Source organism: Microbacterium sp. NPDC089189 (assembly GCF_040685095.1).
Classification (GTDB): Bacteria; Actinomycetota; Actinomycetes; order Actinomycetales; family Microbacteriaceae; genus Microbacterium.
In genome coordinates this window covers 1-13,752 of record NZ_JBFBHG010000022.1, presented here as the reverse complement: position 1 = coordinate 13,752, position 13,752 = coordinate 1, and the positions used below count along the sequence as shown (strand labels likewise).

The window sequence follows — 13,752 nt, the reverse complement described above, 5'->3', positions numbered from 1 at the left end:
GTCGGCGCACAGCAGAGGGGCCGCGGCCTGACGGCCACGACCCCTCTGATCGATCAGTCGGTCGTTACAGCTGACCCACCTGGCGACGTGCGCGGCGGAACGCGACGAGCGCGAGGCCGGCAGCCAGCAGGACGACGCCGCCACCGAGGAACGGCGTGATGTCGCTCATACCGGTCGCGGGCAGCGTGCCACCCGAACCGGGCTGACCCGGGACCGGAGCCGCGGCGACCGTGAAGGCCACCGAGGTCGCGTCGCTGGCGATCGTGTTGATCGTCTGCGTTGCAGCCAGCGTGTGCGCACCGGCGGCCGGTGCGGCGAACGAGACGGCCCAGCGGCCGTCGACGACCTCGGCCGTACCGGCGGCGACGCCGTCGATCGTGACCGTCACCGTGGCGCCGTCGGTACCGGTGCCGTTGGCGCCGGTCGGGCTGGATGCGAACGCGAACGTCGCGCCGGCGATCGGGTGATCGACGGTCGGAGCCGACGGGACGACCGCGAAGTCGACGGACGCGACGGCGGAGTCGACGCCGCTGACCGACTGCAGGGCGGTGATCGTGTAGGCGCCGATTCCGGCGTTGATGTCGACCGACCACTCACCGTTCGCCTCGACGACGGTCTGGAGCGAGTCGCCCGAGCTGCCGTTGCCGATGGTGAGCGAGACGTCCGCGCCGGCCACACCGGTACCGGTGATGGTCGTGAGCTCCGAGACGATGCGCGCACCGTTCGTCGGGTTGGTGATCACGGGCGCTGCGGGCAGCACCGACACGGCGCCGTCGACCGAGGCCGACGTGTCGAAGCCGCGCTGCACGTAGATCGTGTAGGTGTAGTCGTCGACCTCGGCCGGAACGGGGAAGCTCCAGTTGCCGTTGGCGTCGACCGCGACCTCGAACGGCGAGCCGGGCTCACCGTCGATGTCGACGACCAGCGTGCTGTTGGCCTGAGCGGTACCGGTCACGGAACCCCCGACGCCGATCTCGGCGCCGGACGTGATGACCGGTGCGTCGATGTAGAGCGCGACGGCGTAGCCGCCGGTCAGGGCGAGGTTGGTCTGCAGGTCGGCGCCCCAGGTGAGCTCGACGCCAGCGCTGGTCGTTCCACCCGAGAGGATGCCCACGGCGGTGTTGCCCTGGTAGATCGCTCCGCCGGAGTCGCCTTCGGCCGACACGAGCTCGGACATGAAGCCGTAGACCTGGCGTCCGCCCACGGTTGCCCAGCCGCCGACCTCGACGACCGTGCCGGTGGTGTTGCCGGTCGTGCGCCCGGACTTCGCGACGCTGCCCAGCTGGGCGTTGCCGACCGCGCGGATCGGAGTCGCCGAGAGCGACAGGTCCTCGGACGCGGCCGTGGTCCAGTCGGTGACAGCCGGAATAAGGGTGAGGTCGGTGTTGATGACATCCCACGCGGAGACGTCGGCCGCGGGGAACTCATTGGCCGTGCCGACCGAGTTGCCGGCTCCGCCGAACAGCGAGAACTCGAGGTCGGCCAGCAGCTGCGTGAGCTCGACGTCGTCGTTGTTCAGCGCGCCGCCACCGGCGGGGTCGCCCGTGGGCAGGGTGAGTGCGCTGCGCGAGTAGAGGCCGTCCTCGGTGCAGTGGCCGGCGGAGATGAGTGCCGGGTCCCCGTCGGGGTTCCACGCGGTGAAGCCGATCGAGCACAGGCCACCAGGCCCGTTGACGTTCGCGGGATCGACGGCGAAGTAGCCGGCGCCGGCGACGACGTCATCCTCGGCGTACGCCTCGAACGGAGCGTCGAGCGACCGGATCTCGACGTTCGCGTAGCGTGCCTCGAACTCCGCTGCTGCGCCGTCCAGTGCGTCCGGCGTCGTGCTGTACAGCACGACGCTGTCGCCGCTGGGAATGACGGCCTCGACCGTAGCGCTGTCCGTCAGGACTTCCTGCGCGAGGGCGTCGAACTCAGCGCCCTCGACGGGAGCGTTCACGGTGTCGTCAGCCGTTGCTGCGGTGGGGATCAGTGCGCCGGACAGGGCGAGCGCAAAAGCTGCTGCGGTGCTTACGGCAGCTGCGGTTTTCTTCCTCGGTGTCATCATCTCGTCTCAATATGCGTAGTGGTGGGCACCGGTAATCGGGCGCGCGCGAAGAGATGACGTACTTTCCCCCACGCCACCGATGGCGCCATGCCCTACCTTAACGACCGCTATGAATTTGCCAAGAGGGTTTCGTAAATCTGTGGAATACGCGGGAATGGAAGGGTCATGACTTCTCGCACAGTGATCTCCCTCGTCCTTGTCGCCGCGGCGGCCGCTCTCACGGCGTGCGCCACGCCCACGGCCGGTTCCTCCGCCTCGCCGGATGCGGATGCGGATGCGACGGTGGTGACCGGCACCTGGGGGGACGCGGGCGCGGAGCACCTCGTTCTCGAGGCCGACGGATCGCTGGCGGGATCGGACGGGTGCAACCGGCTGGGAGGCACCTATACGGTCGACGCCGACGAGATCACGGTGTCGCTGGGATTCAGCACCCTCATGGCGTGCCCCGGCGTCGACACCTGGTTGCGCGACGTCGCGACGGCGACCGTCGACGGCGACGTGCTCGTCGTCCGCGACGTCGACGCCAACGAGATCGGTACCCTCAGCCGTTCGTCGTGAATACGATGTCGACATGCAGGAGCCGACGCAGGATCAGCTGGAGACGTCCGACAAGCTCGAGAAGCGCACGATCGGGGGCGAGCTGCGCTACTACGTGAAGAACATCAAGGAGCACTGGCCCGTCGTCGTCGAGAACGAGCCGGACGCGGCCGGGCACGAGGCGTGGTTCACGCCGGACGGCAAGTTCCACGCGACGCACGCGCAGCTGCGGCGGGACGCCATGGTGGGCGGCATCGTCTGATCGGCCTGCGGCGGCCGCCGGTCGTCACGCGGTGAGCGTCGCCCATACCTCGGCGCCCGAGGGGATGCGGCCGGAGGCGTCGAGGCGCACCGCCGCCGTCCCGGGCTTCCGCTCGGCCTGAGCGCCGATGGCGGTCGCGAACTCCGCGGAGAACGCGCCCCGGGGCACCCGCGCGGTGACCGCCCGCAGCAGGTCGGCATCCCAGAGGTGCGGATCGGCGCCCGCGACGTCGAGGCTCGTCGCCGCCTCGAGCAGGTACCCCTCCGCATCCATCGCGGGATCGACGGAGGTCCACATGTGCCGCTCGATGATCTCCTGCACGCGGACGCGCCGCTCTGCCGGCCACCCCGCGCCCGCCGCGAAGACGGCGGCGACGGCACCGCCCGCCGTCTCGAACGCCACCGCGTGCGCGTCGAAGGTCGGCGCGACGCCCGCATCGTGCAGCATCGCCGCGACGTAGAGCAGCTCGGCGTCGTAGGCGAGCCCGCGGCTCTCGGCCAGCGCGCGCGCCCATACCCATGAGCGCAGGCTGTGACGCAGGACTCCCTCGGTGCACCACGTCTCGGCGACCTCGCGCGCGCGGTGCGCGGCGGCGGTGGGCGGCTGCAACAGGGCATCGACGTCGATCGTCATGGCACTCCTTCGGAAGTCTCGCCCCATCCTCCCGGGCCGAGCGATCGGAGACGGCGCGTCCGGCGGCGTTCGGCGGGAATCCGCCCACACGCGACGCTTTCGACGCGTCGGTCGGTGCCGTCGGCCGGGACGGCCGTCAGCGTGCGCGCAGAGCCGAGAGCGCCTCGGCCACGCGCTCCGCGAGATACGCGTGTCCCTCGGTCGTGGGATGGTTGCGCCCGATCTCGCCGGTGTCGATGATCCAGTCGTAGTCGGCGGCCGTGATCCAGCCGTCGGCGATCGGGGAGATGTAGGCCCACCCGCGGGCCGTCGCGGCCGCCGAGAGGTCACGGTCGATGCGCGCCGTGGCGGGTTCGACGGGCAGCACCTGGGGGGCGGGCCCGAGAATCACGATGGGGGTGTTCGGGTAGGTCGCCGACAACGCATCCCAGGCGCTCGACACCGCGTCGGTGTACCCCTCGGCCGGTACCTTGCGGTCGTTGATGGAGCCCTGCACGATGACGAGGTCGGGGTCGAGAGCCGGGTCGAGGTCGGCGATGCGCTCGCCGAACGTCCCACCGTCGATTCCCGGCACGAGGTAGCCGCTCCCGCGGGAGCCGTTGACGATCGTCTCGCCCCCGAGCAGATCGCCCAGGACGTACGCGTAGCCGAGCGTCGCCACCGACGCCGCCGAACCGAACGTCCACGAGTCGCCGAAGACGAGGACACGGGGATCGTCGGGGAGGTCGATGGCGGGTACGGCGACGGCCTGCGCGCCGCCCGCATCCGCACGGCTCACCGGCGTGGGATCGGTGGCCCACGGGCGCCAGATCGCCACCGCGCACACGACGGCGATGGCCACCGCCAGCCCTGCCAGGACGCCGAGCGAGCGGCGCGCCGAGGAGCGGGGAGTGCGGGCCATGCGAAGAGCGTACGCGGTGCGGCGCGCGGGGCGCGCATGGATGTCGTCAAGGGTCGCTGAGGTGCGTCGACCGCGTGCGAGGATGGCCCGGTGCAGCGCGTGGTGACGGCGGAACTCGACCTCGAGGTCGGGGTCGACGTCGACCTCATCTTCCAGATCACCGCGGCCCGCTCCATGCCCGTCGTCCTCGAGAACCTCACGTTCCGCCAGGGCGATCGCACCTACTACGCGACCGAGATCGTCGACCCCTTCGGCAGCAGGCTGCACCGGTTGCGAACCGAGCCCGGTCCGCTGGAGGTGCGCTACGAGGCGACGGTGTCCGGCCGCGCCTTCGCGCCCTACACGTCGGAGCTCGACACGATCGGCTACCTGCGCCCCAGCCGCTACTGCCAGTCGGACGAGGTGTTCGCCCATGCACGGCGGCAGTTCCGCGGTCTCGCCGGGCGGGAGCTCATCGACGCCGTGTCCGACTACGTCGCGGCGAGCGTGACCTACACGCCCGGCCTCAGCCTCGGCACCGACAGCGCGGTGACGACGCTCGCGAGCGGGCAGGGCGTCTGCCGCGACTATGCGCACCTGGTCATCGCGCTGCTGCGCGCCATGGACGTGCCGGCGCGGTACACGGCCTGCTTCGCGCCGGATCTGGTGCCGATGGACTTCCACGCCGTCGCGGAGGCGTACCTCGAGGGGGTCTGGTACGTCATCGACGCGACGCGACTGTCGCAGCGCACCTCCCTCGTCCGCATCGCCACGGGCCGGGATGCCGCCGACTGCGCGTTCCTCAGCTACCACGGCGGATTCGTCGGACTCGACGGCCTGCGCGTCGACGCCTCGGTGACGGCAGACGCGGAGACGGAGCCGGACGACCACCGGGCGCTGGTGCAGCTGTCGTGACCCGCCCGCCCGTCGCCGCGAATCCGCGGGTCGAGGGGTGCGCGCGACCGTAGGATAGGTCCGCTATGGATCCCGAACAGCTCTCCGCCGCCCTTCTCGCCGTCGTCCGTCCGATCGTGGAGGCACGCCGACCCGGAGCGGGCGCCGAGCTCACGCTGTCGGACATCGTGCTCGAGCGACCCAAGAACCGTGACCACGGCGACTGGGCGACCAACGTCGCGATGAAGTTCGCCAAGGCGGTCGGAACGAACCCGCGCGAGCTCGCCGCGGAGATCGTCGGGCCGCTGAGTGCGCTCGACGGCATCGCCACGGTGGATGTCGCCGGCCCCGGCTTCATCAACATCCGGCTGGACGCGGCGGCGGCCGGCGCGCTCGCCCAGGTGATCGTCGAGGCGGGAGCTGCCTTCGGCACCAACACGAGCCAGCGCGGCAACACGATCAACCTCGAGTTCGTCAGCGCCAACCCCACGGGCCCCCTCCACATCGGGCACACGCGCTGGGCCGCGCTCGGCGATGCCATCGCCCGCCTCCTGCTCGCGTGCGACGCGACCCTGGTCCGCGAGTTCTACATCAACGACGCCGGCGCCCAGATGGAGCGCTTCGGCCGGTCCGTCCTCGCCGCCGTGCTCGGTGAGGACGGCCCCGAGGACGGCTACGCGGGCGCCTACATCCAGGAGCTCGGTGAGCGCGTGCGCGCCATCCCCTTCGACGGCGCCGCCGGCGATCTGCTGACGGCGACCCGCGAGGAGCAGCTGGCCTTCGTCATCGAGCAGGCGTACGCGCTGCAGCTGGGCGAGATCCAGTCGTCGCTCGAGAAGTTCAACGTGCACTTCGACGTGTGGTTCTCGGAGCGCGTGCTGCACGCCCGCGCGGACGGCGCCCCGAGCCTCGTCGACGAGGCGGTCGAGCGGCTGCGCGAGCAGGGCCACGTCTTCGACCAGGACGGCGCCGTGTGGGTGCGCACGACCGACTTCGGCGACGACAAGGACCGCGTCATCCGGCGATCCAACGGCGAGTACACCTACTTCGCCGCGGATGCCGCGTACTACCTCAACAAGGGCGACCGCGGCTTCGCGCACAAGATCTACCTGCTCGGAGCCGACCATCACGGGTACGTGCACCGTCTGAAGGCGCTCGCGGGTTCCGCGGGAGACGATCCCGAGAAGGACATCGAGGTGCTCATCGGGCAGCTCGTCTCGATCAACGGCGCGCGTCTCAGCAAGCGCGCCGGCAACATCATCGAGCTCGACGACCTGCGGGACTGGCTCGGGACGGATGCGCTGCGGTACTCGCTCGCGCGGTACCCGGCCGACTCGCCCCTCACGCTCGACCCCGAGATCCTGCAGAAGCGCACCAACGACAACCCGGTCTTCTACGTGCAGTACGCCCACGCGCGTACCCACAACGTGGCGCGCAACGCCGCCGCATCCGGTGTCGATCGTTCGGCGTTCGCGCCCGAGCTGCTCACGCACGAGAGCGAATCCGCGCTGCTCGGCGCCCTCCAGGAGTTCCCGCGTCTGGTGGCCTTCGCCGCCGACCTGCGCGAGCCCCACCGCATCGCGCGCTACCTCGAGGAACTGGCCGGGCTCTATCACCGCTGGTACGACAGCTGCCGCGTCATCCCGCTGGGCGAGGAGCCCGTCGCCGACGTGCACCGCACGCGTCTCTGGCTCAACGACGCGACCGGTCAGGTGCTGCGCAACGGCCTCCATCTGCTCGGTGTGAGCGCACCCGAACGAATGTGAGCGACGGATGAGCCGCGACACCCAGCCCACCCTCCCGTTTCCCGCGGAGTGGGCGGAGACCGAGCAGGAGCGGCCCCGCCGCCGCCGGTGGCCCTGGCTCATCGCGCTGGTCGTCGTGCTCGCGCTGCTGGTGGCGGCGTTCTTCGCGGGGGAGTGGATCGCCCGCGACCTCGTGACGAAGACCGTTCGCCAGCAGATCGTCGCCCGCCTCGATCTTCCGGCCGACCAGCAGGTCGACATCGACATCCCCGGGTCGCTGCTCGTGCAGCTCGTGTCGGGCACGATCGACGAAGCGACGCTCAGCGCCCCGGATGTGGCGTTCGGCGACGTCTCGGGCGATGTGACGGTGCGGTTGACCGACCTGGCCCCGTTCGCCGGGCCCACCATGGGCGACGGCACCGCGACGGTCGTGCTCGATCAGCAGCAGTTGAGGGCCCTCCTCGCGACGGTCGACGGCTTCCCCGCCGACACGGTCGCGCTCGCCGAACCGAACGTGACGGCGGCGACGACCCTCAGTTTCTTCGGCGCCGACATCCCGCTCGCGCTCGCGCTGACGCCGTCCGCCGCGGACGGCGACCTCGTGCTCGCGCCGGTGTCGCTGCAGCTGGGCGGCGCCGACATCACGGCCGACGGCCTGCGGCAGCAGTTCGGCGGCATCGCCGACTCCGTGCTGCAGGGCTGGCACGTCTGCATCGCCGACAAGCTGCCGGCCGGTGTCCCGCTCACCGGCGTCGCCGTCGTCGGCGACCAGCTCGTCGCCGACTTCGGTGTGCAAGGAGCCCTCCTGACCGACGCCGCGCTCCGGGACAAGGGAGCCTGCTGACCGCGGGTACCCTGCGACGGTGAGCGATTTCGTCTTCTCCCGCGACCCCGCCGCCGTCGACCACGCCCTCGTGCACCGCTGGCTGAGCGAGCACGCCTACTGGGCGCTCGGGCGGTCGCGCGAGACGCAGGAGACGGCGATGGCGGCATCGCGCAACTACGGGGTGTACCGGGCGGTGTCGGGGGCGCAGGCGGCGTACGCCCGCGTCGTCACCGACGGCGCGACGTTCGCCTGGCTCTGCGACGTGTTCGTGGACCCCGAGGTCCGCGGCCGGGGCGTGGGCAAGATGCTCGTGGCCGGCGTCACCGCCGATCTCGCGCCGCTCGGACTCCGCCGCATCCTGCTGGCGACCGCCGACGCGCACGGTCTGTACGCGCAGCACGGATTCGCCCCGCTCACCGCTCCCGAGCGGATGATGGCGATCGTCTGAGCCGCGCTGTCGCGGCACGTCGCATGGCGGGTGCGGCATGGGCGGTGCCCTAGACTGCAAAGCACTCGCGTGGGTGTGTCGCGGGGCCCCGTCCCGCGGATTCCGATCACGCCGCGCCGCAGCCTCCACCGATTGGTTCCCCTGTGTCCGCCTCGCCCGTCCGTGCCGTCGCCCCCGCGTGGCTCGAGGTCCCGGATGACGCGAACGACCTGGCGGGAGCGGTCTGGCCGGCCTCCGCCGAGCGCGGCGCGGATGACGTGCTGCACATCGCCGGGGTGAGCGCGCTCGCGCTGCAGGAACGCTTCGGCACGCCGCTCTACGTGATCGACGAGGACGAGGTGCGTGTCCGTGCCCGCCGCATGCGCGACGCCTTCCGCGGCGCCGCGCGGCGTCACGGCGGCGACGCGCGGGTCTACTACGCGGGCAAGGCGTTCCTGTCGACCGAGGTCGCCCGGTGGGTGACCGACGAGGGGCTCAACCTCGACGTCGCGAGCCCGGGCGAGCTGGCGGTCGCGCTCGCCGCCGGCATCGAGCCCGCACGCCTGGGCTACCACGGCAACAACAAGAGCACCGCCGCCCTCGCGCACGCGGTCGAGCTCGGCATCGGCACGATCATCGTCGACAGCCTGGACGAGATCGAACGCCTGGCCCGCGTCACGGCCGGGCGCGACGCCGCGCAGAACGTGCTGGTGCGGGTCAACACCGGTATCCACGCCGAGACCCACGACTTCCTCGCGACCGCGCACGAAGACCAGAAGTTCGGGTTCTCGCCCGACGGTGCGCGCGATGCGGTGCGCCGCATCCGGGAGACCGCAGGCCTCCGCCTCGCGGGCCTCCACTGCCACATCGGCTCGCAGATCTTCGGCTCGGCGGGTTTCGCCGCCTCCGCCGAGCGCCTCGTCGCGCTGCACGCCGAGCTGTCGGCCGGCGGCGCGCTGGACGTGCTCAACCTGGGCGGCGGCTTCGGCATCGCCTACACCCGGGTGCAGGAGCCCGCCGTCATCGAAGAGCTCGCCGACGCGATCGTGGATGCCGTGGCCGCGGCCTGCGAGCGGCACGGCGTTCCCCTCCCGCTGCTCGCCTTCGAGCCCGGCCGTGCGATCGTCGGCCCCGCCGGCGTCACCCTGTACGAGGTCGGCACCGTCAAGCCGGTCGCACTCGACGGGGGCGCCGTGCGCACGTACGTCAGCGTCGACGGCGGCATGAGCGACAACGCGCGCCCGGCGCTGTACGGGGCGGACTACTCCGCCCGTCTCGCGTCGCGCGCGGGACGAGGCGAGCCGGCGCTCGTGCGCGTGGTCGGATCGCACTGCGAATCCGGCGACATCGTCGTCGAGGCCGAGTACCTCCCGGGCGATGTCGCACCGGGCGACGTGCTGGCGGTGCCCGCGACGGGGGCGTACTGCTTCTCGCTCGCCAGCAACTACAACTACGCGCCCCGGCCCGCCGTGGTCGCGGTACGCGAAGGACAGGCGCGGATCATCGTGCGCGGCGAGACGGTCGACGACCTGCTCTCGCGCGACGTGGGTGCCGCGCCGGAGAAGGGTGATCAATGATCGACTACCGCCACCTGCGCGTCGCACTGCTCGGCGCCGGAGCCGTCGGCTCCCAGGTCGCCGCGCTGCTGCTCAAGCACGCGGACGAGCTCGCCGACCGGGCCGGTGCCAGCCTGGAGCTGGCCGGGATCGCCGTGCGCGACATCGACGCCCCGCGCGACGTCGACCTGCCGCGCGAGCTGTTCACGACCGATGCCGAATCGCTCATCGTCGGCGCCGACATCGTGATCGAGCTGATCGGCGGCATCGAGCCGGCGCGCACGCACGTGCTGCAGGCGATCAACTCCGGCGCCGACATCGTCACCGCCAACAAGGCGCTGCTCGCGACCCACGGCGCGGAGATCTTCGACGCCGCCGACCAGGTCGGCGCGCAGGTCTACTACGAAGCCGCCGCCGCCGGCGCGATCCCGATCATCCGGCCGCTGCGCGACTCCCTCGCCGGTGACCGCGTGCAGCGGATCATGGGCATCGTCAACGGCACGACGAACTACATCCTGGATCGGATGGACACCGAGGGCGCCGACTTCGGCGACGTCCTCGCGCAGGCGCAGGCTCTGGGCTACGCCGAATCCGACCCGACGGCCGACGTCGAGGGGTATGACGCGGCCCAGAAGGCCGCGATCCTCGCGTCGCTCGCCTTCCACACCACCGTCCCGCTCGAGGCCGTGCACCGCGAAGGCATCACGCACATCGACGCGGCGATGATGGATGCGGCGCGCTCCGCCGGCTACGTCATCAAGCTCCTCGCCGTGTGCGAGCGTCTGACCGGCCACGACTCGCCCACGGGCGAGGCCATCTCGGTGCGGGTCTACCCGGCGCTGATCTCGCGCGATCACCCCCTCGCCAGCGTGCACGGCGCGAACAACGCGGTCTTCGTCGAGGCCGAGGCCGCCGGACCCCTCATGTTCTACGGCGCGGGCGCGGGCGGGGTGCAGACCGCATCCGCCGTGCTCGGCGACGTCGTGTCGGCTGCGCGGCGCCACATCGCCGGCGGTGTGGGCGTGGGCGAGTCGACCCGGGCGAATCTGCCGGTCCTCGAGATCGGTCATGCGGTCACGCGGTACCAGGTCACCCTGGAGGTCAGCGACCAGCCGGGTGTCCTGGCGACGATCGCCGGCATCCTCAGCGACGGGCGCGTGTCGATCGCGACCGTCGAACAGAGCGTCATCGCCGTCGACGGCGAAGACTCCGGCCGGGCGCGCCTGGTCATCGGAACGCACAGCGCACGAGAGCAGGACCTCAGCGACACCGTCGATCGACTCGCGGACAGCGACGTCGTCGAGCGGGTCGTGTCGGTGCTGCGGGTGGAAGGGAACTGAGATGGCACACCTCTGGCGCGGAGTCCTCCGCGAGTACGCCGACCGACTCGGCGTGACCGAGACCTCGACGGTCGTCACCCTGGGCGAGGGCGGCACGCCCCTCATCCCCGCCGCCGCGCTGTCGCAGCGCACCGGCGCGGACGTCTGGGTGAAGTTCGAGGGAATGAACCCCACCGGGTCCTTCAAGGACCGCGGCATGACGGTAGCGCTCTCGCGTGCCGTCGAGCATGGTGCGAAGGCCGTCATCTGCGCCTCGACCGGCAACACCTCGGCCTCCGCCGCGGCCTACGCCGCGCATGCCGGCATCACCGCGGCCGTCCTCGTGCCCGAGGGCAAGATCGCGATGGGCAAGCTCAGCCAGGCCGTGGCCCACGGCGGCAAGCTCATCCAGATCCGCGGCAACTTCGACGACTGCCTCGAGATCGCCCGCGAGCTCGCCGACCACTACCCGGTGCACCTGGTGAACTCGGTCAACCCCGACCGGATCGACGGCCAGAAGACCGCCGCCTACGAGGTCGTCTCGCAGCTCGGCGACGCCCCCGACTTCCACTTCATCCCGGTCGGCAACGCCGGCAACTACACGGCCTACACCCGCGGATACCGCGAAGAGGCCGAGCGCGGCGTCTCGACCCGCGTGCCCCGCATGTTCGGGTTCCAGGCCGCCGGTTCCGCGCCCCTCGTGCGCGGCGAGGTCGTGAAGAACCCCGAGACGATCGCGAGCGCCATCCGCATCGGCAACCCGGCCTCCTGGCAGCTCGCGCTCGAAGCGCGCGACGCGACCGACGGATGGTTCGGCGCCATCGACGACGACCGGATCCTCGCCGCCCAGAAGCTGCTGTCGGAGACCGTCGGCGTCTTCGTCGAGCCGGCGTCCGCCATCTCCGTCGCCGGACTGCTCGACCGGGCCGAGGCGGGCATCATCCCGCGCGGCGCGAAGGTCGTCCTCACCGTCACCGGCCACGGGTTGAAGGACCCGCAGTGGGCGCTGCGCAGCGCCGACGGCGGCGAGGTCACCCCGACCGTCGTCGACGCCGAGGTCTCCGAGGTCGCCTCCGTGCTGGAGCTCGCCCCTGAGGCCGGGGCGTGAGCGTACCCCTGGGCCGCAGCGTCTCGGTGCGGGTTCCCGCCACGAGCGCCAACCTCGGCCCGGGGTTCGACACGCTGGGCCTGGCGCTCAGCGTGTACGACGAGCTCGAGGTCACGGCGCTCGCGCCGGGTGAGCTCGAGATCGAGGTCTCCGGAGCCGGGGCCGAGCAGGTGCCCCGCGACGGATCCCACCTCGTGGTGCGGGCCATCGCCCACGCGTTCGCGGCGGTGGGCAGGCCCCTGCCGGGCCTGCGTCTCGAGGCGCGCAACGTGATCCCGCACGGGCGGGGGATGGGCTCCTCGGGCGCGGCGGTCGTGTCGGGACTCCTGGCGGCGAAGGGCCTGCTGGCCGGCGACGTCGACATCGACGCCGACGCGCTCCTGCAGCTCGCCACCGAGCTCGAGGGTCACCCCGACAACGTGGCACCCGCCCTCTTCGGCGGACTCACGATCGCGTGGATGGATGCCGACGGCCCGCAGCACAAGAAGCTGCTGGTGCATCGCGGCGTCTCGCCGATCGTGTTCGTGCCCGAGTTCACGATGTCGACGTCCGTGGCCCGCGGGCTGCAGCCCGACCAGTTCTCCCGGGCGGATGCCGTCTTCAACGTGTCGCGGTCGGCGCTGCTGATCGCGGCGCTGACGCAGAGCCCCGAACTCCTGATGGCGGCCACCGAGGACAAGCTCCACCAGAGCTACCGCGCCGCGGCCATGCCCGAAACCGATCGTCTCGTGCAGGAACTGCGCCGCGCGGGCTTCGCGGCGGTCGTCTCGGGTGCCGGTCCCTCGATCCTGGTGCTCGCCGACGGCCCCGGCCGACGGTTCGAAGCGGCGCAGGTCGTGGCGTCTCACGCGGACACTCCGTGGGAGGCGCTCATGCTCGCCGTCGACTTCAAGGGTGGTACAGTGAGGGACAACGCGGAGGGTGCCACGTCACTGACGTGAATCTGGCCTTCGTCGCAATCTGCGAACCACCCGCGTGACCCCCTGCATCCCCTCCTCGGTGCGTCTGTCGACGTTGCCGTGGGCATCCCGAGTATGCGAAGGGTGCAGGCGAACGCCTGTCTATGGGTGTCTCGCGCGGTCACGCGCTGATTAACGTTTCACCGAGGGAGCACTCGTGGAGTCCATCTCCGAGATCCGGGCCGCTGACGAGAACGTCGCCGGCATCACCAGCACCGATGCGTCGGTTGCCACCGAGGCGCCTGCGGCGCCCGCGACCGAGGAGCCCCAGGCTCCCGCCACCGAAGAGCCTGCGGCGCCCGCCGCCGAGGCCCCGGTGAAGGCGCCGCGCAAGCGCGCACCGCGTCGTGCCAAGAGCACCGACGTCCCCGCCGAGGCTCCGGCCGAGGCACCCGCGGCCGAGACCGCCGCCCCCGAGGCACCCGCCGACGTCGTCGCCGACGCACCGGCGGCCGAGGTGACGGCGCGATCCCTGGCAACTATTAGGCTAGGCGTCATTCGTTTTCCAATGGATAATAATAATGTTGCTGATTTGTATCTTGTGCTAGTCCAAACGTTG

General features: G+C 71.3%; 13 protein-coding genes and 1 pseudogene. 11 read left to right on the top strand and 3 right to left on the bottom strand.

Annotated features, from left to right (window positions below; translation table 11 throughout):
• Positions 1-64: 64 nt before the first annotated feature.
• Entirely contained in the window at positions 65-1,939 is a 1,875-nt protein-coding gene (locus AB0N73_RS12710) for an LPXTG cell wall anchor domain-containing protein (RefSeq protein ID WP_363563997.1), read from the bottom strand.
• 273 nt (positions 1,940-2,212) lie between these two features.
• Here AB0N73_RS12710 and AB0N73_RS12705 point away from each other — a divergent pair, with 273 nt between their 5' ends.
• Both AB0N73_RS12705 and AB0N73_RS12700 read left to right on the top strand, forming a co-directional pair.
• Positions 2,213-2,605, top strand: a complete 393-nt coding sequence (locus AB0N73_RS12705) for an META domain-containing protein (RefSeq protein ID WP_363563995.1) — start codon at positions 2,213-2,215, stop codon at positions 2,603-2,605.
• A gap of 13 nt (positions 2,606-2,618) precedes the next feature.
• Positions 2,619-2,846, top strand: a complete 228-nt coding sequence (locus tag AB0N73_RS12700; RefSeq protein WP_363563993.1) for a hypothetical protein — start codon at positions 2,619-2,621, stop codon at positions 2,844-2,846.
• A gap of 24 nt (positions 2,847-2,870) precedes the next feature.
• On the opposite strand, the gene AB0N73_RS12695 is transcribed toward AB0N73_RS12700, so the two are convergent.
• Entirely contained in the window at positions 2,871-3,479 is a 609-nt protein-coding gene (locus AB0N73_RS12695) for an HD domain-containing protein (RefSeq protein ID WP_363563991.1), read from the bottom strand.
• A gap of 136 nt (positions 3,480-3,615) precedes the next feature.
• Positions 3,616-4,380: an SGNH/GDSL hydrolase family protein gene (locus tag AB0N73_RS12690; protein WP_363563989.1), complete on the bottom strand. Its 765-nt coding sequence runs from the start codon at positions 4,378-4,380 to the stop codon at positions 3,616-3,618.
• Positions 4,381-4,470: 90 nt separating this feature from the next.
• Here AB0N73_RS12690 and AB0N73_RS12685 point away from each other — a divergent pair, with 90 nt between their 5' ends.
• The 9 genes and pseudogenes from AB0N73_RS12685 to AB0N73_RS12645 all read left to right on the top strand — a co-directional run.
• On the top strand, positions 4,471-5,274 hold the full coding sequence (locus AB0N73_RS12685) for a transglutaminase family protein (RefSeq protein WP_363563987.1): 804 nt from the start codon (positions 4,471-4,473) through the stop codon (positions 5,272-5,274).
• 65 nt (positions 5,275-5,339) lie between these two features.
• Complete coding sequence (argS, locus tag AB0N73_RS12680) at positions 5,340-7,019, top strand: arginine--tRNA ligase (RefSeq protein ID WP_363563985.1); 1,680 nt, start codon at positions 5,340-5,342, stop codon at positions 7,017-7,019.
• 7 nt (positions 7,020-7,026) lie between these two features.
• Positions 7,027-7,842 (top strand): DUF2993 domain-containing protein, encoded by an 816-nt coding sequence (locus AB0N73_RS12675; protein ID WP_363563983.1) that lies wholly within the window; start codon positions 7,027-7,029, stop codon positions 7,840-7,842.
• 19 nt (positions 7,843-7,861) lie between these two features.
• Positions 7,862-8,272 carry a GNAT family N-acetyltransferase gene (locus tag AB0N73_RS12670; protein WP_363563981.1) on the top strand — a complete coding sequence of 137 codons (411 nt, stop codon included), beginning with the start codon at positions 7,862-7,864 and terminating at the stop codon, positions 8,270-8,272.
• Positions 8,273-8,415: 143 nt separating this feature from the next.
• A complete protein-coding gene (gene lysA / locus AB0N73_RS12665; protein WP_363563979.1) occupies positions 8,416-9,828 on the top strand; it encodes a diaminopimelate decarboxylase in 1,413 nt (470 codons plus the stop codon).
• Positions 9,825-11,147 carry a homoserine dehydrogenase gene (locus AB0N73_RS12660; RefSeq protein ID WP_363563977.1) on the top strand — a complete coding sequence of 441 codons (1,323 nt, stop codon included), beginning with the start codon at positions 9,825-9,827 and terminating at the stop codon, positions 11,145-11,147. The genes lysA and AB0N73_RS12660 overlap by 4 nt, the downstream gene beginning before the upstream one ends.
• 1 nt (position 11,148) lies before the next feature.
• Positions 11,149-12,234 (top strand): threonine synthase, encoded by a 1,086-nt coding sequence (gene thrC, locus AB0N73_RS12655; RefSeq protein WP_363563975.1) that lies wholly within the window; start codon positions 11,149-11,151, stop codon positions 12,232-12,234.
• The gene (gene thrB / locus AB0N73_RS12650) at positions 12,231-13,175 is read left to right on the top strand and encodes a homoserine kinase (protein WP_363563973.1); all 945 of its coding nucleotides are present in this window, start codon (positions 12,231-12,233) and stop codon (positions 13,173-13,175) included. Before thrC ends, thrB begins: the two co-directional genes overlap by 4 nt.
• A 175-nt stretch (positions 13,176-13,350) precedes the next feature.
• Positions 13,351-13,752, top strand: a pseudogene (locus AB0N73_RS12645) (hypothetical protein); the annotation flags it as partial.

Coding starts and splice junctions, on each gene's coding strand:
- AB0N73_RS12690 (WP_363563989.1), bottom strand. CDS start 4,380: ATGGCCCGCACTCCCCGCTCCTCGGCGCGCCGCTCGCTCGGCGTCCTG.
- thrC (WP_363563975.1), top strand. CDS start 11,149: ATGGCACACCTCTGGCGCGGAGTCCTCCGCGAGTACGCCGACCGACTC.
- AB0N73_RS12660 (WP_363563977.1), top strand. CDS start 9,825: ATGATCGACTACCGCCACCTGCGCGTCGCACTGCTCGGCGCCGGAGCC.
- AB0N73_RS12705 (WP_363563995.1), top strand. CDS start 2,213: ATGACTTCTCGCACAGTGATCTCCCTCGTCCTTGTCGCCGCGGCGGCC.
- AB0N73_RS12675 (WP_363563983.1), top strand. CDS start 7,027: ATGAGCCGCGACACCCAGCCCACCCTCCCGTTTCCCGCGGAGTGGGCG.
- argS (WP_363563985.1), top strand. CDS start 5,340: ATGGATCCCGAACAGCTCTCCGCCGCCCTTCTCGCCGTCGTCCGTCCG.
- AB0N73_RS12695 (WP_363563991.1), bottom strand. CDS start 3,479: ATGACGATCGACGTCGATGCCCTGTTGCAGCCGCCCACCGCCGCCGCG.
- AB0N73_RS12700 (WP_363563993.1), top strand. CDS start 2,619: ATGCAGGAGCCGACGCAGGATCAGCTGGAGACGTCCGACAAGCTCGAG.